This is a genomic window from Herbaspirillum robiniae (assembly GCF_002213415.1).
Classification (GTDB): domain Bacteria; phylum Pseudomonadota; class Gammaproteobacteria; order Burkholderiales; family Burkholderiaceae_D; genus Herbaspirillum; species Herbaspirillum robiniae.
In genome coordinates this window covers 142,687-158,840 of sequence record NZ_NJGU01000010.1, presented here as the reverse complement: position 1 = coordinate 158,840, position 16,154 = coordinate 142,687, and the positions used below count along the sequence as shown (strand labels likewise).

Annotated in this window: 17 protein-coding genes; 8 read left to right on the top strand and 9 right to left on the bottom strand. The window is 65.4% G+C overall.

The window, feature by feature from the left end:
- Positions 1-144 precede the first annotated feature (144 nt).
- Complete coding sequence (locus tag CEJ42_RS18670) at positions 145-609, top strand: hypothetical protein (RefSeq protein WP_088752102.1); 465 nt, start codon at positions 145-147, stop codon at positions 607-609.
- 152 nt (positions 610-761) lie between these two features.
- Positions 762-1,544: a metallophosphoesterase family protein gene (locus CEJ42_RS18665; protein ID WP_088752101.1), complete on the top strand. Its 783-nt coding sequence runs from the start codon at positions 762-764 to the stop codon at positions 1,542-1,544.
- Between the two features lie 101 nt (positions 1,545-1,645).
- Here the strand turns inward: CEJ42_RS18665 and CEJ42_RS18660 are convergent, their stop codons facing one another.
- From CEJ42_RS18660 to CEJ42_RS18630, 7 genes are all read right to left on the bottom strand, one after another.
- Positions 1,646-2,602 carry a DMT family transporter gene (locus CEJ42_RS18660; protein ID WP_207760456.1) on the bottom strand — a complete coding sequence of 319 codons (957 nt, stop codon included), beginning with the start codon at positions 2,600-2,602 and terminating at the stop codon, positions 1,646-1,648.
- Positions 2,603-2,913: 311 nt separating this feature from the next.
- Positions 2,914-4,503, bottom strand: coding sequence for a methyl-accepting chemotaxis protein (locus CEJ42_RS18655; protein WP_088752099.1), 1,590 nt, complete (start codon positions 4,501-4,503; stop codon positions 2,914-2,916).
- A gap of 195 nt (positions 4,504-4,698) precedes the next feature.
- A complete protein-coding gene (gene hydA / locus CEJ42_RS18650) occupies positions 4,699-6,123 on the bottom strand; it encodes a dihydropyrimidinase (protein WP_088752098.1) in 1,425 nt (474 codons plus the stop codon).
- A gap of 89 nt (positions 6,124-6,212) precedes the next feature.
- A complete protein-coding gene (locus CEJ42_RS18645; protein ID WP_088752097.1) occupies positions 6,213-6,941 on the bottom strand; it encodes a maleate cis-trans isomerase family protein in 729 nt (242 codons plus the stop codon).
- Positions 6,942-6,952: 11 nt separating this feature from the next.
- Positions 6,953-7,744, bottom strand: a complete 792-nt coding sequence (locus tag CEJ42_RS18640; RefSeq protein ID WP_079218378.1) for an ABC transporter ATP-binding protein — start codon at positions 7,742-7,744, stop codon at positions 6,953-6,955.
- 12 nt (positions 7,745-7,756) lie between these two features.
- On the bottom strand, positions 7,757-8,584 hold the full coding sequence (locus CEJ42_RS18635; protein ID WP_079218376.1) for an ABC transporter permease: 828 nt from the start codon (positions 8,582-8,584) through the stop codon (positions 7,757-7,759).
- A 30-nt stretch (positions 8,585-8,614) separates the two neighbouring features.
- Positions 8,615-9,655, bottom strand: a complete 1,041-nt coding sequence (locus CEJ42_RS18630; protein ID WP_088752096.1) for an ABC transporter substrate-binding protein — start codon at positions 9,653-9,655, stop codon at positions 8,615-8,617.
- A gap of 402 nt (positions 9,656-10,057) precedes the next feature.
- Between CEJ42_RS18630 and CEJ42_RS18625 the strand changes: the two genes are divergently transcribed.
- A complete protein-coding gene (locus CEJ42_RS18625) occupies positions 10,058-10,840 on the top strand; it encodes a GntR family transcriptional regulator (RefSeq protein ID WP_088752095.1) in 783 nt (260 codons plus the stop codon).
- A gap of 72 nt (positions 10,841-10,912) precedes the next feature.
- Here CEJ42_RS18625 and CEJ42_RS18620 read toward each other — a convergent pair whose 3' ends face one another.
- Both CEJ42_RS18620 and CEJ42_RS18615 read right to left on the bottom strand, forming a co-directional pair.
- The gene (locus CEJ42_RS18620; protein WP_129587779.1) at positions 10,913-11,224 is read right to left on the bottom strand and encodes a hypothetical protein; all 312 of its coding nucleotides are present in this window, start codon (positions 11,222-11,224) and stop codon (positions 10,913-10,915) included.
- Between the two features lie 179 nt (positions 11,225-11,403).
- Positions 11,404-12,048, bottom strand: a complete 645-nt coding sequence (locus CEJ42_RS18615; protein ID WP_243397901.1) for a TetR/AcrR family transcriptional regulator — start codon at positions 12,046-12,048, stop codon at positions 11,404-11,406.
- 87 nt (positions 12,049-12,135) lie between these two features.
- Between CEJ42_RS18615 and CEJ42_RS18610 the strand changes: the two genes are divergently transcribed.
- From CEJ42_RS18610 to CEJ42_RS18590, 5 genes are all read left to right on the top strand, one after another.
- A complete protein-coding gene (locus tag CEJ42_RS18610) occupies positions 12,136-12,984 on the top strand; it encodes a metal-dependent hydrolase (RefSeq protein WP_243397900.1) in 849 nt (282 codons plus the stop codon).
- 85 nt (positions 12,985-13,069) lie between these two features.
- A complete protein-coding gene (locus tag CEJ42_RS18605; protein WP_088752092.1) occupies positions 13,070-13,870 on the top strand; it encodes an enoyl-CoA hydratase in 801 nt (266 codons plus the stop codon).
- A 167-nt stretch (positions 13,871-14,037) separates the two neighbouring features.
- The gene (locus tag CEJ42_RS18600; protein WP_088752091.1) at positions 14,038-14,889 is read left to right on the top strand and encodes a TorF family putative porin; all 852 of its coding nucleotides are present in this window, start codon (positions 14,038-14,040) and stop codon (positions 14,887-14,889) included.
- A gap of 145 nt (positions 14,890-15,034) precedes the next feature.
- Positions 15,035-15,424, top strand: coding sequence for a hypothetical protein (locus tag CEJ42_RS18595; protein WP_079219334.1), 390 nt, complete (start codon positions 15,035-15,037; stop codon positions 15,422-15,424).
- Between the two features lie 93 nt (positions 15,425-15,517).
- The gene (locus tag CEJ42_RS18590; RefSeq protein ID WP_088752090.1) at positions 15,518-16,105 is read left to right on the top strand and encodes a hypothetical protein; all 588 of its coding nucleotides are present in this window, start codon (positions 15,518-15,520) and stop codon (positions 16,103-16,105) included.
- The last annotated feature ends 49 nt before the right edge of the window (positions 16,106-16,154 follow it).

The following is a 16,154-nucleotide window of genomic DNA, read 5'->3' as shown; positions in this document are numbered from 1 at the left end:
TTTATGCGCATTATACGTTCGCCCACGATGTGATTAAGGTTCCGATTCAGGACGAAAGTTGCATCCGCGCATGAAGAATCCTCATCAAGTTTCACTAGCGGATGCCGTAAATACAGGATCGACGCCAACCTGAACGGCAAGCGCATGCAGATCACCCCTTCCTTCCCCGCCCCGGCCGACTCCAGCGCCAACGGCGCCGGCCCGACCGCGGCAGCCGCAACGCCTGCCGGCGGCGATGCAGCGTCCGCTGCTCCCGCCGCGCCCGGCGCCAGCATCGTGTCGCTGTCGCCGCAGGCGCTGCAACTTGCCGCTTCGGCAAGCCAGACCGGCCCGCTGGCCCTGCCCGACCTGGACGGCATTGCGCAGATCGACCAGGCGCTGGCCGGCGTGCCCGACACCAGCGCGACCCAGGCGCGCACCCAGGCCCAGCTGGCGCGCGAGAAGGACAAGCTCAAATCGAAGTTCTCGATGCTCGACGTCGACGCCTTCCTCCACGTGCGCGAGAAGATCCGCGCCAAGGTCGAGGCGCGTCCGGAGGCCCCCGTGGCCAAGCAACAGGCCGACGAAGACGCCGCAAAACAGCGCATCAAGGACAGCCAGCCGCTCTGAGGGCGGCGCCACGGCCACACGGCCACACGGCCACACTGCCACACTGCCGCACTGCCGCACTGTCGCACTGTCGCACTGTCGCCGCGCCGACTGTGAGCGGCCGCGATCTTTGCTAAGGTAGCGGATCCAGCCAACAGCCACCCCATCCGCGCATGCGCCTGCTGATCCTTTCCGACCTGCACCTCGAAGTCTGGCGCGAGAACGCGCCGGCCATCAATCTCGACCGCTCCCGCCCCGACGCCGTCATCCTGGCCGGCGACATCGACAAGACCGAACGCGCCCTGGCCTGGGCCGAGCGCACCTTCGCCGGCCTGCCGGTGATCTACGTCAGCGGCAACCATGAAGGCTACGGACAAAGCTGGGAAGGCGCGCTGCGCACGCTGGCGCGGCAGGGCGAGGCCTCGTCCAACGTGCGCTTCCTCGACCGCGGCGAGACGGTGATCGGCGGCGTGCGCTTCCTGGGCGCCACGCTGTGGACGGACTATGAACTGTTCGGAAAAGACCGCAAGGACAGCGCGATGAGCGCAGCCGAACCGGTGATGCTGGACTATCGCCGCATCGAGGTGGAACGCGACGGCGAGGCGCGCATGATGACGCCGGCCGACACGGTCGCGCTGCACCGCGCCGACCTGGCCTGGCTGAGCGAAAGGCTGGAGACGCCCTTCGACGGCCCGACGGTGGTGGTCACCCACATGTCGCCCTCGCTGCGCTCGGTGGCGCCGCGCTATGCGGACGACCTGGTGTCGGCGGCATTCTCCTCCAACCTGGATGCGCTGGCCGAACGCGCCGACCTGTGGGTGCACGGTCACACGCACGACTCCTTCGACTACAAGATCGGCAAGTGCCGCGTGGTCTGCAATCCCTGCGGCTACGTGCGGCGCGACGGCGGGACCGAAAACCTCCAATACGATCCCGATCTGGTGGTCGAGGTCTGAGCCGGTTCGGCCGGCCCTGGCCAGGCTCCTCGTCGAGCATCTAGGCGTTGAAGCCGTCCATCGGCACCGCGTCGATTTCCAGCGTGGCCGCGCCCGGCCCCTCAGCCCTTGAGCGCCACGCGGCGCCAGCCGAACGAAGGCAGTGCCGGCAGCACCAGGCCCATGCACAGCAGGCCCATGCCCAGCATCAGGTCGGGCGAGAGCGTCTCGCCGAACACCAGCGACGACAGCGTCAGGCCCACCACCGGCACGCCCAGCATGCACACCGACACCGTCACCGGCGACAGGCGCTGGGTCATCTGCAGCACGATCAGGAAGGTCAAGGCGGTTGCCAGCGGGCCGGTATAGGCGATCACGTACCAGGAGTGATGGTCCAGCAGGAACGCCGGCGCGCCTTCGAAGACGAAGGCCAGCACGCACAGCGGCAAGCCGGCCACCAGCGTCTGCCAGGGCAGCAGATCGAAATCCAGCTTCACGCCCGGGGTCAATTTGATCTGCAGGATGTTCATGGCCCACGACAGCGAGGCCGCGCCCAGCATCAGGTAGCCGATCATGCTGTGCAGGTCGGCATGCAACAGCGCCGGCAGCACGATCACCGCCATGCCCGCATAGCTGCACACGGTGGCCAGCGACTGCTGGCCGCTCAGCTTCTGCTTCAGGAACAGCGCCGCGCCCGGCACCACCCAGATTGAAGTGGCGTAGGCGATCAGCGACGCACGGCCGGGCATGACGAAATGCAGCGCGCCGGTCACCAGCGCCGTAAACAAACCCATCTGCAGCACGCCCACGCCGATCACGACCGGCCATTCGCGGCGGGTCGGCAGGCGCAGCTTGCCGATGGCGAAGGCGATCAGGAAACTCAGCACCGCCGCCGAGAAGAAACGGCTGGCCGCGAACCACAGCGGCGAGATGAACTGGCTGCCGATCTTCATCACCGGCCAGTTGCCGCCCCAGATGCAGATCGCCACCACCACGCAGACCAGGAACAGCCCGCTCAGGGGCTTTTGCTTGGCGGCGGGATTGGGGTGGGCGCGGCTGGCCGCGGATTGGGTCGACATCTCTTGCTCCATGGGGTGAAAACGGAGCGTCGCGTGGGCGAAAAGGCGATCGTGCAACACGCGTCGAGGGCCGTTTCCGCGCATGTTGCGGCGCATCCAAACAGGCCTCAATGGTAGAGAATGGGGGACGGATAGTGCTGCCGAATTTGACGTCGAGCAACGCCATATCCGGCACTTAATGCTGCAAAATTGGTTTTTTCAGATTTATTATTTTTTCAAACCATTTTGGCGCAGCATGTGCAGCTTCCCGGTGCATCCAGCGGATGCGCCGCAGGGGCTTGCCGTGATGCACAAGCCCCGCCCGGGCGCACTCAGTTCAGCAGCTGCGCGCTGCCTGGCGCGGCGCGCGTGCGGTCCAGCGTGAACACGCCGACCAGCCGCACCAGCTTGTCGGCCTGCTCCTGCAGCGACTGCGCGGCGGCGGCGGCCTGCTCCACCAGCGCGGCGTTCTGCTGGGTGGTCTCGTCCATCTGCGTGATGGCGTGGCCGACCTGCTCGATGCCCGAGCTCTGCTCGTGGCTGGCGGTGGCGATCTCGTGCACGACGGTGGACACGCCCTGGATGCTGGCCACCACCTCCTGCATGGTCTGGCCGGCCTGCTGCACCAGGTGCGTGCCGGCGTCGACCTTGCCGACCGAGTCGTCGATCAGGCCCTTGATCTCCTTGGCCGCCGCGGCCGAACGCTGGGCCAGCGAGCGCACCTCCGAGGCCACCACCGCGAAGCCGCGGCCCTGCTCGCCGGCACGGGCGGCTTCCACCGCCGCGTTCAGCGCCAGGATGTTGGTCTGGAAGGCGATGCCGTCGATCACGCTGATGATGTCGACGATCTTGCGCGAGGATTCGTTGATCGAGGCCATGGTCTGCACCACCTGCCCCACCACCTCGCCGCCTTCGATGGCGACCTTTGACGCGGTCGCCGCCAGCTGGTTGGCGTGCTGGGCGTTGGCGGCGTTCTGCTTGACGGTGGAGGTCAGCTCCTCCATCGCCGAGGCGGTCTCCTCCAGCGAACCGGCCTGCTGTTCGGTGCGGTTGGAGAGGTCCATGTTGCCGGTGGCGATCTCGTCGACCGAGGTCTTGATCGACTCGGTGGCGTTCTGGATGCCGTGCACGGTATCGACCAGGCGGTCGCGGGTATAGGCCACCGCCGCCACCAGGCTGTGGCTGTCGCCGCCGACGGTGCGGATGCTGCCGGTCAGGTCGCCGGCGGCGATCTTGCGCGCCATGTCGGCGGCCTCGGTCGGCTCGCCGCCGATGGAGCGGAAGATATTGCGCGAGACCATGCCGGCGATCAGCGACAGCAGCACGCCCAGCCCCACCAGCACCACCACGGCCTGGACCAGCGCGCGGCGGAAGTCGGCCTCGATGTCATCCGAATACACGCTGCAGATCAGGTCCCAGTTCCAGGGCTTGAAGCGCTTGACGAAGCCCATCTTGGGGCTGGGCTTGTCGGCGCCGGGCCGCGGCCACCAGTATTCGAGGAAGCCCTTACCGGACGCCGACGAGCCGGTGGCGGCGATCATCTTGTAGAGCTCGTTGCCCTTGGCGTCCTTGAAATCGATCATGTTCTTGCCGTCGAGCTTGGTGTTGATCGGATGCATCACGATCACCGAGTCGCCGCCCACCAGCGTCACGTAGCCGTCGCCGGTGTAGCGCTGGTCCCGGACGCGGGCGATGGCGCCCTTCTGCGCGTCCTCGCGCGACATCTTGCCTTCGCCCTCCAGCTTGGCGTAGCCCGAGATCAGGCTGTAGGCCATCTCGGTGACGTCTTCCAGCGCGCGCTGGCGTTCGGAAATCTGCAGGTCGCGGGTCTGGTAGGCGTGCCAGACGGAGAGGAACAGCAAGGCCATCCAGGAGAAAATCAGGGGCAGCCAGAGTTTTTTCTTGAGCGAGAGATTGTTCATCGTCGGCGTCGGAGTGTTGTTTGAATGGTCCGGGGAGCCGATGGCAAACCGTCGCGCATTGCAATCAAGCAATATGCGACGACCGCGCCGGTCACGACCTGCGCGCGGCATGCATCCCTCCCCGACCTCGTTTACGGCGCGCGCCATGACGCGCTAAAGGGTTGGGAAGGGAATGCCGGGATTATTTATTTCCCGTCAGGCAGGAATCACTTTCCTGGGGCGCGCCGGATCGGGCAGGCCGCAGGGCAGGAACTGCCCGCGCCCGATCGCGGCGTCGAACTTGCCGTCGCGCCACACCACCTCGCCGCGCGAGAGCGTGGTCATCGGCCAACCGGTGAGATGCATGCCTTCATAAGGCGTGTAGTCGACGTCGTGATGCAGCATCTCGTTGCGCACCACGACTTCCTTGTGCGGGTCCCAGATGGCGATGTCGGCGTCGCTGCCGATGGCAATGGTGCCCTTGCGCGGATACAGGCCGTACATCTTGGCCGGATCGGTGGCGGTCAGCGCGACGAAGCGGTTGAGATCGATGCGACCTTTGCCCACGCCTTCCGAGAACAGGATGGGCATGCGCGTCTCCAGCCCCGGCGTGCCGTTGGGGATGTAGCGGAACGGCACTTCCTTGCCGCCCGGTTTCTTGCCCTGTGGATCCTCATAACGGAACGGCGCGTGGTCCGACGAGAACACCGTGAACAGGCCGCTGGCCAGGCCGTCCCACACGTATTGCTGGTTGGCGCGGTCGCGCGGCGGCGGGCTGCACACGCACTTGGCGCCGTGATAGCCGTCGTCGAGATTGTCCTCGCTCAGCACCAGGTATTGCGGGCAGGTCTCGGCATAGATGCGCAGGCCGTGCCCGTGCGCCCAGCGGATCTGCTCGATGGCTTCCTTGCCGGAGACGTGCACGATCAGGATGGGCACGTCCACCAGTTCGGACAACGCGATGGCGCGATGCGTGGCCTCGCGCTCGACCAGCATCGGGCGCGAGGTCGCGTGGTACTTGGGCGCGGTCAGCCCGGCCTCTTCCAGCTGCTCGGTCAGCCAGCCGATGCAGTCGGCGTTCTCGGCGTGCACCATGACCATCGCGCCTTCGCGCCGCGCCAGCGCCAGCAGGTCGAGGATCTGGCGGTCGTTGAGCTTCAGGTCGTCGTAGGTCATGTAGATCTTGAACGAGGTATAGCCCTCGCGCACCAGCTGCGGCAGTTCTTCTTTCAGCACCTTTTCGCTGGGATCGCTGACGATCATGTGGAAGGCGTAGTCGATCACCGCCTTTCCCTCGGCGCGCCGGTGGTAGTCCTCGACCGCGGCGCGCAGCGACTGGCCCTTGGCCTGCGCCGCGAACGGGATCACGGTCGTGGTGCCGCCGCAGGCGGCCGAGATGGTGCCGCTCCTGAAGTCGTCGGCCATCTTCAGCCCCTCTTCCATCGGCTGGTCCAGGTGGCAATGCGCATCCACGCCGCCCGGCAGCACCAGCTTGCCGGCGGCGTCGATCTCCTCTTTGCCGGCCGGCAGGCCGCGCCCCAGCATGGCGACCTTGCCGTCCCTGATGCCGACGTCGCACTGCATGATGTCGGAGGCGGTGGCAACCGTGCCGTTGCGGATCACTACGTCAAATTGTTCCATGGTGGTTTCTCCAGAACGCGGGGCAAAGCGGCCCCGCTGCCGTCGGTGCGACGGCATGCTGTGTGGCGATAAGAGAGGACCGGGTGCGCTTAATCGACGTCGCGGAACAGGCTGCCCCAGTTGCGGATCCGCGAAGGATCGGCGCCGGCCTGCTTGAGCGACTTCCACACCACGGTGGAGATGGTGTCGTAGATCGGGATGCCGACTTCCTTCTCCAGCTCCTCCACCAGCGGCGCGCCGCGCAGGTTGGTGCAGAAGATGGTGATGGCTTGCGGCTTATCCTTTGCCACTTCACGCACCATCGCGCGCAACTCATCGGCGCCGACTTCGGAGAAGGAGAAATTATCCTGCTTGCGCAGATGACGTTCGGAGACGCATTCGTAGCCGGCGCTGCCGTAGTTCTTGATGATGGCGGCCTGCACCTCATCCAGATAGGGCGTCACCAGACCGAAGCGCTTGACGCCGGTGATGTCGAAAATCTCGTTGAGCGCCAGCACCGAGGTGCAGGCCGGAATGCCGGTAGCGTCGGTAATGCGCTTGCACAGCCGCTCGTCGGCCTCGAAACCGAGCCAGCCGGACGAGGTGCCGTTCCAGCCGATGCTGCCGACCTTGGCGTGCGACAGCAGTTCGGCCGCGCGCAGGATCTCGCTGTCGTCGAACTGCGCCAGCGCCTGGCTGGACAGCGCGATCTCGGTCACGCGAAAGCGCCCGAAGTGGGCGCTGGCCTCGGGGATCTCGCCGATCATGGCGGTGGTGACCGGCTCCAGCGTGGTGTTGGAGGACGGCGTCAGCATGCCGAGCAAGGTGCGTTGGGTCATCTGGTTTCCTTTCAGGCCGCCAGCATGGCGGCATCGGCATGCGCCAGCGCCGATTCCTCGCGGATCAGGCTCAGCACATGGCGCTTGTATTGGTTGAATTCGGTAGTGGTGGTGTCGCGCGGACGCGGCAGGTCGATGTCGATCAGCTCGCGCATGCGCCCCGGCCGGTGCGTCATCACGGCCACCTTGGTGGCCAGCACCAGCGCCTCGTCCACGCTGTGGGTCACGAAGACGATAGTACCTTCATAGCGCTGCCACAGCGCGACCAGCTCTTCCTGCATTTCCATCTTGGTCTGCGCGTCCAGCGCGGCGAAGGGTTCGTCCATCAGGATCACCGACGGGTTCTGCAACAGCGCGCGGGCGATGCCCACGCGCTGCGCCATGCCGCCGGAAAGCTCGCTGGGATAGTGGTTCTCGAAACCCTTGAGCTTGACGGTCTCGATGAAAGGCTGGGCCGCCGCGCGCCGTTCGGCCGCGCTCTTGCCCTGCAGCTTCAGCGAGAAGGCGACGTTGTCCCACACCGGCAGCCAGGGCATCAGGTTGGCCTGCTGGAACACCATGCCGCGGTCGGCGCCGGGGCCGGCGATGTGCTTGCCGGCCACCTTGACCTCGCCGCTGGTCGGAAACTCGAAGCCGGCGATCATGTTCAGCAGCGTCGACTTGCCGCAGCCCGAGGGGCCGAGCAGGCAGAGGAACTCCTTTTTCTCCAGCTTGAGGCTGACGTTGTCGATGGCCAGCATATCCGTGCCGCGCTTGCGGTCCTTGAACACCTTGACGATGTCGTTCAGTTCGATGAATGCCATGATGTTCCTCTCTTACGCTTTACCTTGGACAGTCGACACCTGCTGCCAGCGCAGCACCGAATTCATGATCTGCTTCAGGATCCAGTCGGCCAGGAAGCCAAGCAGGCCGATGCTGATCATGGCCGCGATCACCAGGTCGTAGCGCAGGAAGTAATACGAATCCCACAGCGCGTAGCCCAGGCCGCTCTTGACGGCCACCATCTCTGCGGTCACCGTCAGCATCCAGGCGCTGCCGATGCCGATGCGCAGGCCGGCGAAGATGCTGGGCATGGCCGCCGGCAGGATCACGAAGCGCAGCAACTGCCCCTGCTTCGCCCCGGCCATGGCAGCCGCGCGCAGCAGGTTGCGGTCGGAGGTCTTCACGCCGTGCACGGTGTTCATCAGGATGGGGAAGAAGGCGCCGAGGAACACCAGGAAGATCGCCGGCTTGTTGGCGATGCCGAACCAGATGATCGCCAGCGGGATCCACGACACCGGCGGCACCGGACGCAGCATCTGCACGGTCGGCTCGATGGCGCGCTCGACCCAGCGCCACCAGCCGATGGCCACGCCCAGCGCGATGCCCGACACCGCCGCGATCAGGTAGCCCGCAGTCACCCGCATGCAGCTGGCGAAGGCGTCGTAGATCCACTTGCCGCTACTGTCCTGGGCCGCTTCGTTGATGCCGAAGATCCAGTCCATCCAGGTGGAAAACACGCGCGACGGCGCCGGCAGCAGCGAGGCCGGGATCACGCCCGACCGCGAGAACGCCTCCCAGAACAGCACCAGCAGCACCGGCACCGCGAAGCGCCATTTCGCCTCCGACAGCGAATGCGACAGGGAAAACTTCATTCCACTCATGGTGACTCCTTCTCTTCCCGGGTCGTCGGATCAATAGCCCAGCTCGGACTTCGGCTTGCCCGTCACGCTCATCAGGAAGCTGTAGTCCATGTTCTTCTCCGCCTGCGCGGAGACATCGCTGGAGACGTACTTCAGGTCCTTCATCATCCCGGCGATCGCCTTGGTCTGGGTGCGGTACATGCGGTAGTCGGGGTAGGCGTTGTTGAGCGCCTCGGTGGCGATCTTGGGATCCAGGCCGGTGCCCTTGACGATGCTGTTGATCCAGCCCTGCTTGTCCTTCTGCAGGCCGTCCACCAGCTTGACCACGGCGGCCACCGTCTCCTTCACCTCGGCCGGGTGTTCCTTGATCACGTCCGAACGGGTCACGATCAGGTTGGTCAGGCGACCGGCGGCCTGGTCATATGGATAGGCGAAGTGCTTGCCCACGCCGGTCATGCGGATCTGCGAGGCGAACGGCTCGACCGAGCAGATCAGCTCGACCTCGCCGCGCGACAAGGCGGCGGCGTGATCGGACGGGTTGGGGATGTTCACGAACTGCACGTCCTTGGACGGATCGATGCCGTGGCCGGCCAGCTCGCCGCGCATGTGCAGGTCCTGCGCGTTGCCGCGCGAGGCCGCGATGCGGAAGGGCTTGCCCTGTGCCTTGTACTCGGCGACCAGCTTCTTCAGCCCGGCCCAGTCGTCGGACGCCAGCTTGGTATCCTTGCCGACCAGCATCTCTGAGCCGCCGTTGACCTGGCCCGACACCGCCACCAGGTCGAAGCCCTTGTCCAGGCCGCTGACGTAGGCCAGGTAAGTCACCTGCGCGATGTCCACGCTCTTGGAGACCAGCGCGGTCAGCGCGTCGCTGCCGGCGGTGAAGTTGATGCCTTCGATGTCCACGTTCTGCGCCAGCGCCGGCACCATGGACATCGACATGCAATGCGCGCACTTGGCGTAGGCCAGCTTGATCTTCGGCTTGGACTGCGCCGCGGCGGAACCGGCGGCCATCACGCCGCAGGCCAGCATGGCGGCCAGCGCCGCACCCTTGATGGACAGACCGAACGGGGACTTGCGAACTTGCTTTTGCATCGTTTCTCTCCCTGAGATGAACAAACCAAATATAAATTGTGACAATTTAATTTTGCATTGCCACGATCAATGCAATAGCTGTGCCAGGGAGAAAACCGATTGTCGAAAAACCATGAAGACGCCTTGAATATCGCCACCAACAAGGGATAGACAGGCATTCACGATGCGGGAGACGGGTGAAGGAAAAGCGGGAGCCTGCTACGCTTTTGCATCGAAACCGGGCAGAAGCAGCAAAAGACGCCCCAGCCTTGTGCGCCAAAAAAGATTTTTTCTGTACGGATATTTTTAATTTATTGTGACAAAAAATTTCCACAATTTTCAGCTATCATGGCGGCACATCATCCAGGCCTCATCCATCCAACATCCGCCAGACACCGGCGCACAAGAATCTGCCGAGACGACATGAGCACCAACACCAGCACCAGCACCAGCACCGCAGCATCCACGCGCAAGAAAAGCGGCAAGCAGGACAAACCGGAAAACAGCCCCCTGCCCGGCCAAGCCATCAGCGCCAGGCCCATGGCGGGCGATGCGATCTACGAGCGCATCCTGGGTTCGATCATGGAGCACCGGCTCACGCCCGGCACCAAGCTGGTGGAAGAAAAGCTGGCCAGCATCTTCGGCGTGAACCGCACGCGGGTGCGCGAAGTGCTGGCGCGGCTGTCGCATGAAGGCCTGATCACCACCATCCCCAACCGCGGCGCCTTCGTCGCCAGCCCCACGCCGGAAGAAGCGCGCAACATCTTCGCCGCGCGGCGCCTGCTGGAGCCGGCGCTGCTGCGCCACCTGTGCGAACACACCCGGCCCGAGCACGTCGCCCAGCTGCGCGAGCACGTGGCGCAGGAAGCCCGCGCCCGCGAGAACAACGACCGCCGGGCCATCATCCGCCTCTCGGGCGAATTCCACATCCGCATCGCCGACATGGTGGAAAACCCGGTGATGAGCAAGATGATGCGCGAACTGGCCTCGCTGACCTGCCTGATCATCGTGCTCTACGACTCGCCCACCGTCCCCGCCTGCACGCACGACGAACACGGCGACATCATCAACGCGATCGCCGCCGGCCGCGCCGAAGACGCGGTGGCGGCAATGATCGAGCACCTGAACCACATCGAGGAAGTGCTGGACATGTCGGCGCCGCCCAGCGAGGAAGAGGATCTGGAAGAAATGCTGGGCATGATCTGAGCGCCGCGATCCGGTGACGGACCGGGCGCGCTCAATATGTCTGCAGCGAGGACAAGTCGCCTGGGCGCAGGCTCATTCCACGAGCCACAGTTGCGTGCCGTCCGTGGTGATGACCTTGAGCAGGCCGTTGGTCTTTTCCTTGACGGTAAAAATGCCCGTGAGCGGCACACAGCGCTGACGGGTCAGCTCGACGATCTTTCGCGTGGCCTCATCCTTGGACTGTTCGTTGTCCGTGGTCATGATGATCCGGGTCAGCTGCACACGCAGCTGCTGGACCTCGACGCTGTCGCAAGCGATGTCCTGCTCCAGCATGACGGTCTGCTGGGCGCCGGCAAGCCGGGCGAACATCAGCAACAGCGAGGCACAGAACAATCGTCTCTTCATGTCCCCTCCCTTTGGGCCCTGGCGTTTGCGCGACGCGACACGAGTGCTGTCAACGTAACTTGATTGATCAAAAGTTACGTTGATCGGGAGAATAAATCAAGTGCAATAAATTGAAGCCCCGCCTGTTGCGCACAGGCGCCATGCACAACGGCAGACACGCCGGCAGGCGGCGGCCGGGATCAGGCCTTCAGCATCCCCCACGCCAGGCCCACCAGTTCATCCTCGAACTGCCGCGTTCCCAGCAGCGGCGACTCCTCCAGCGAGGCGCTGCGAATGGCGCCCATCACCGCCCGCGTCAGCACGAACAAGGTGGCCGCATTGGGCGGGCGCAAACCCGGTCCCTCCATCTGCGCGAGCGCCACGGCGATGTGCTCGGCGCCCTCGCGCATGGCCTGCATGATGTTTTCATGGTGATCCATGCGCCATGCCAGCCGTATCATCGAGCGCTTGAACACCCCGCCCGAGCCGAACGCCTCGATCAGCATGCGGATGCGCTCCCGCACGATCTGCTGCGGCGGCACGCCTGCGGCCACCTGCCGGGCCAGCGCGGCCTGCATCTCGTCCATCACCCGCCGCCGCCCGCGATGGATCAGCGCCAGCAGGATCGCTTCCTTGGTCGGAAAATACTGATACAGCGTGCCGATCGAAAAGCCCGCGCGCTCGGCGATGCGGTTGGTGGTGAGCTGGGCCTCGCCCTGTTCGTCGACGATCTGAGCAGTAGCGTCGAAAATGGTCTCGATGGTGCGCTGCGCACGATCCTGCACCGGCTGCTTGCGCATGGCCTGCGCGGCCTGCGGCGGATTTTTCCTGCGGGAAAGTGGCATGATGAAAAACTGAGCCCGAAACGAGTTGAGGGACGGCGATGAAAACTGAATAATGCTCACATTCAATCGACGCAGCAAGCCCCGCCCATGCCCAGCCCCATGAACAGCGCCATCATCGACCTGCCGGTACGCAAGCTCGCCGTCGACCTCGCCTCGGGCTTCGGCCGTCACTGGCATGGCGGCGACGCCTATCGCAGCATGTACTTCAATGCGCTGTCGATGAGCTTCCCGGTGGGCGAACAGTTCTTCATCGACTCGGTGCGGGCCGGCGCCGCCGCGTTGCCGCCGCACGAACGGCATGCGCCGCTGCAGGCGATGGTGGCGCAATTCATCGGCCAGGAGGCCACGCACCGCCACCTGCACGGCCTCTACAACCGCCACCTGGAACGCCAGAACCTGCGCAACCGCTGGCAGGGCTGGGCGCAGCGGCGCGTGAACTGGTGCAACAGCTTCGGCCTGTCGCCGCTGAACGTGGTGGCGGTGACCGCCGCCTACGAACACCTCACCGCCGTCTTCGCCGACACGCTGCTGAGCCACGGCCTGATGGAAGGCGCCGAAGAGAAGATGCAAACCCTGTGGACCTGGCACGCCGCCGAGGAGACCGAACACAAGGCGGTCGCCTTCGAGCTCTACCGCGCCATGGGCGGCGGCGCGTTGCGGCGCATTGCCTGGTACCTGTATGTGTTCTGCATCTTCTCGCTGGAAAGCAATGTGCAGACCCTGCTCAATCTCAAGCGCGACGGCAGCCTGCTGCGAGTCCGCACCTGGCGCGCCGCGCTGGGCTTCTGGTTCGGCCGCAACGGGCAGCTGCGCCGCAGCGCGCGTGCGCTGCTGGCTTACCTGCGCCCGTCGTTCCACCCGGATGACGACGACAACCGCGCCGTCGCCGCCCGGTGGCTGGCCGACAACAGCAGCCGTTGGACCCGCGTCAAGTGAAGCGCCGTCCGATGAAATGATTGCAAGCGCGCCGCGAGCGCATCGCGTTACCATCTCCCCATACCGATAAAAAAGGAGACCGGCGATGACCCTGCGCGACGAGACATCCCAAGCCATCCTGCTGCGCGACGACAGGCAAGGCGTCACCACGCTGACGCTGAACCGCCCGCAGCAATTCAATGCCCTCTCGGAAGCCATGCTGGAAGCGCTGCAGATGCAGCTCGACCTGCTGGCCAAGGACGACAGCGTGCGCTGCGTCGTGCTGGCCGCGTCCGGACGCGCCTTCTGCGCCGGCCACGACCTGCGCGAGATGCGCGCCACGCCGCAGATCGGCTATTACCAGGACCTGTTTCGCCGCTGCAGCCGCGTGATGCAGTCCCTGCAGGCGCTGCCGGTGCCGGTGATCGCGCGGGTGCACGGCATCGCCACCGCCGCCGGCTGCCAGCTGGTGGGCAGCTGCGACCTGGCGGTGGCGTCGCATGCGGCGCGTTTCGCGGTGTCGGGCATCAACGTCGGCCTGTTCTGCGCCACACCCTCGGTGGCGCTCACGCGCAACGTGCCGCTCAAGCGCGCCTTCGAGATGCTGGTGACCGGCAAATTCATCGACGCGCAGACCGCATCGGACTGGGGCCTGGTCAACCAGGCGGTGGAGGAGGATGAACTGGACGTCGCCGTCGCCGCGCTGGCCGCGCAGATCGTCGCCAAGAGCCCGGCCGCGATCCGCCATGGCAAGGCCATGGTCTACCGGCAAAAACAGATGGGACTGGCCGACGCCTACGAATACGCGGCCGACGTCATGGCGCGCAACATCATGGAAGACGATGCGATGGAAGGCATCAGCGCCTTCCTGGAGAAACGGCCGCCGAAATGGGCGCCGCCGGTGTAATGGGCGTACGGGATTCCCCGGAGCGCATTCGTTGCACCGCGTTGTTTGCGCCGTGGCATCTACGCCGTGACATTTACGCCATGTTAACGCGCCCACCCCAAAGTTTTACCCGGATTAAACGCGCGCAAAACTAAGCTGGCGGCTCCTCAACCCGTGGAGCATCCAGCATGAACCGCAAGACACAACAAGAACAAGGCCCATCCGTCCCGCAGCGCGCGCCCCTGGGCCGTCGCCGCCTGCGCAACGCGCAGTTCGCCGGACTGGCCACGCTGGCCTGCGCCGGCGCGCTTCTGGCCATCGCCGTGATGGCGCCGGCGCAGGCTGCCGAAGACACGCCGGCCGCCGACGCCTCGCCGCTGCACCTCGCCGGCAACATCGGCGTGGTCAGCCAGTACATCTTCCGCGGCACCACCCAGACCAACGAGAAGCCAGCCCTGCAGGGCGGCTTCGACCTCACGCACGACAACGGCCTGTACGCCGGCGTCTGGCTGTCCAACATCAGCTGGATCTCCGACACCAACCCGGCCGCCTCGGCCAGCCTCGAAGCGGACGTCTACGCCGGCTGGAAACCGGCGCTGGCCGACTGGCTCAACGCCGACCTCGGCGTGCTGCACTACGCCTATCCCGGCAGCTACCCGACCGGCATGACCAAGCCGGACACCACCGAGCTTTACGCCGGACTGGATGCGAAGTGGATCGCCTTCAAGTACTCGTACAGCACCGGCAACACCTTCGGCAACGCCGGCACCAGCGGCAGCAGCTACGCCGACATGTCGCTGAACCATGAACTGTTCGCCGGCATCAACGGCGTCGCCCACATCGGCCGCCAGCGCTACACCGGCCCCAACGCCTCGGCGCTGTCCTATACCGACTGGAAGCTCGGCCTCACGCGCGACTTCTCCGGCTACGTGCTGGGCCTGGCCTACACCGACACCAATGCCGCCGACGCCGGCTACACCATCCGCGGCAAGAACATCGGGCGCAGCCAGGTGGTGCTGTCGATGAACAAGACGTTCTGAAGCAGGCGGTCCGGGCGATCCCAGCCGCTTACCGCCCTCTCCATCATCCCGGCCGATGCCGGGGCCGGCGACGGTGAATCACGCACCGCGCCGCTCCCGCCCCCGGTCGTCAATGACGATCAACGACTCGCCACCGGAGCCCATCATGCACAAGCGCCTGCAACGCCTCCATCCCTTCTCAGTGCGCCACCTGTTCCTGCGCACCGGCCACCGCCGCGAATACCGCTGCGCGCTGGCAGTCGCGATCATCTTCGTGGCCTGCGCCGGTGCGCTGCCGCTGGCCAATGCCGTGGTCCCGTATCGCTCGCCGGACGACTACGGCCCGTCGCTGCAGGCGCAGCAGCACCGCGCCGGGTGCCGCCAGCAGGTGCTGCAGTCGCTGGACGGCAAGATCGAGAGCGAGGATTTCGTCGCCCGCACCGACCGCGAATATTTCCGCTATGTGGTGCGCAAGGACCTGCGCGAGGTGATGTTCATCTGCGATGCGCGCACCGGCGAGATCCGCCGGCAGATCGACGTCTGGGGGGATCTTTAGGTTCGTCACACGCCGCTAGCGGGACCTCGCCGGGTGGACAAAGCGTGTAAGTGACGGCAAGATGCGCCATCGTTTCCAACCCGGTCCGTCCCCATGCAAACCGATTACAGCACCGTTCTCCAGTGGATCTACCTGTTCAATTCCATCGCCCTGATCCAGCTGGCCTTCCGCCAGGTGATGAAGCGCCGCAAGGGGCGTGAACTGGACATGAAGATCAAGGCCGCCTCGCTCGGCCAATGGATCGATACCGCGCCTGAAGCCCTGATCCGCCAGCTGGGCGCCCCCGCCGGCCGGGGCGAACTCGACCACGGCCAGAGCGCCTGCGCATGGCATGGCGACCGCCAGTCGCTCGAGGCTTTCTACCGCGACGGCAAATGCACCGGCATCGAACTGCGCCCCTATAGCGGCGCGCCCTTCCCCAACCTCAACACCTACTTCAACTGCGCGGTGCTGGCCGCGCTGGCGTGTTCATGGAAATTGCTGGCGGCCATGGGCGGCGTGGAAGAAGCCGGCGAAGCGCTGCCGATCGCGGCGGCCGCCAAGCAATACCTGGTCAATTTCGTGCTGTTCCTGCTGGGAGCGTGGGTGCTGTCCTTCGGCCTGAAGCGCCGCCAGATGCTGCTCAGCGCCGGATGCATCGTCATGGTGGTGCTGGGGCTGCCGCTGATCAACTGGGGCTGAACATTCCCTTGCCGGAAAAAGCAGAAAGCCCGCATCCGCGGGCTTTTCC

What these genes read in the sequence shown, in the direction of transcription:
- CEJ42_RS18670 (WP_088752102.1), top strand. Translation starts at nt 145, where the DNA reads ATGCAGATCACCCCTTCCTTCCCCGCCCCGGCCGACTCCAGCGCCAAC.
- CEJ42_RS18625 (WP_088752095.1), top strand. Translation starts at nt 10,058, where the DNA reads ATGAGCACCAACACCAGCACCAGCACCAGCACCGCAGCATCCACGCGC.
- CEJ42_RS18645 (WP_088752097.1), bottom strand. Translation starts at nt 6,941, where the DNA reads ATGACCCAACGCACCTTGCTCGGCATGCTGACGCCGTCCTCCAACACC.
- CEJ42_RS18665 (WP_088752101.1), top strand. Translation starts at nt 762, where the DNA reads ATGCGCCTGCTGATCCTTTCCGACCTGCACCTCGAAGTCTGGCGCGAG.
- CEJ42_RS18605 (WP_088752092.1), top strand. Translation starts at nt 13,070, where the DNA reads ATGACCCTGCGCGACGAGACATCCCAAGCCATCCTGCTGCGCGACGAC.
- CEJ42_RS18615 (WP_243397901.1), bottom strand. Translation starts at nt 12,048, where the DNA reads ATGCCACTTTCCCGCAGGAAAAATCCGCCGCAGGCCGCGCAGGCCATG.
- CEJ42_RS18640 (WP_079218378.1), bottom strand. Translation starts at nt 7,744, where the DNA reads ATGGCATTCATCGAACTGAACGACATCGTCAAGGTGTTCAAGGACCGC.
- CEJ42_RS18660 (WP_207760456.1), bottom strand. Translation starts at nt 2,602, where the DNA reads ATGTCGACCCAATCCGCGGCCAGCCGCGCCCACCCCAATCCCGCCGCC.
- CEJ42_RS18635 (WP_079218376.1), bottom strand. Translation starts at nt 8,584, where the DNA reads ATGAGTGGAATGAAGTTTTCCCTGTCGCATTCGCTGTCGGAGGCGAAA.
- hydA (WP_088752098.1), bottom strand. Translation starts at nt 6,123, where the DNA reads ATGGAACAATTTGACGTAGTGATCCGCAACGGCACGGTTGCCACCGCC.
- CEJ42_RS18630 (WP_088752096.1), bottom strand. Translation starts at nt 9,655, where the DNA reads ATGCAAAAGCAAGTTCGCAAGTCCCCGTTCGGTCTGTCCATCAAGGGT.
- CEJ42_RS18620 (WP_129587779.1), bottom strand. Translation starts at nt 11,224, where the DNA reads ATGAAGAGACGATTGTTCTGTGCCTCGCTGTTGCTGATGTTCGCCCGG.
- CEJ42_RS18610 (WP_243397900.1), top strand. Translation starts at nt 12,136, where the DNA reads ATGCCCAGCCCCATGAACAGCGCCATCATCGACCTGCCGGTACGCAAG.
- CEJ42_RS18655 (WP_088752099.1), bottom strand. Translation starts at nt 4,503, where the DNA reads ATGAACAATCTCTCGCTCAAGAAAAAACTCTGGCTGCCCCTGATTTTC.
- CEJ42_RS18600 (WP_088752091.1), top strand. Translation starts at nt 14,038, where the DNA reads ATGAACCGCAAGACACAACAAGAACAAGGCCCATCCGTCCCGCAGCGC.
- CEJ42_RS18595 (WP_079219334.1), top strand. Translation starts at nt 15,035, where the DNA reads ATGCACAAGCGCCTGCAACGCCTCCATCCCTTCTCAGTGCGCCACCTG.
- CEJ42_RS18590 (WP_088752090.1), top strand. Translation starts at nt 15,518, where the DNA reads ATGCAAACCGATTACAGCACCGTTCTCCAGTGGATCTACCTGTTCAAT.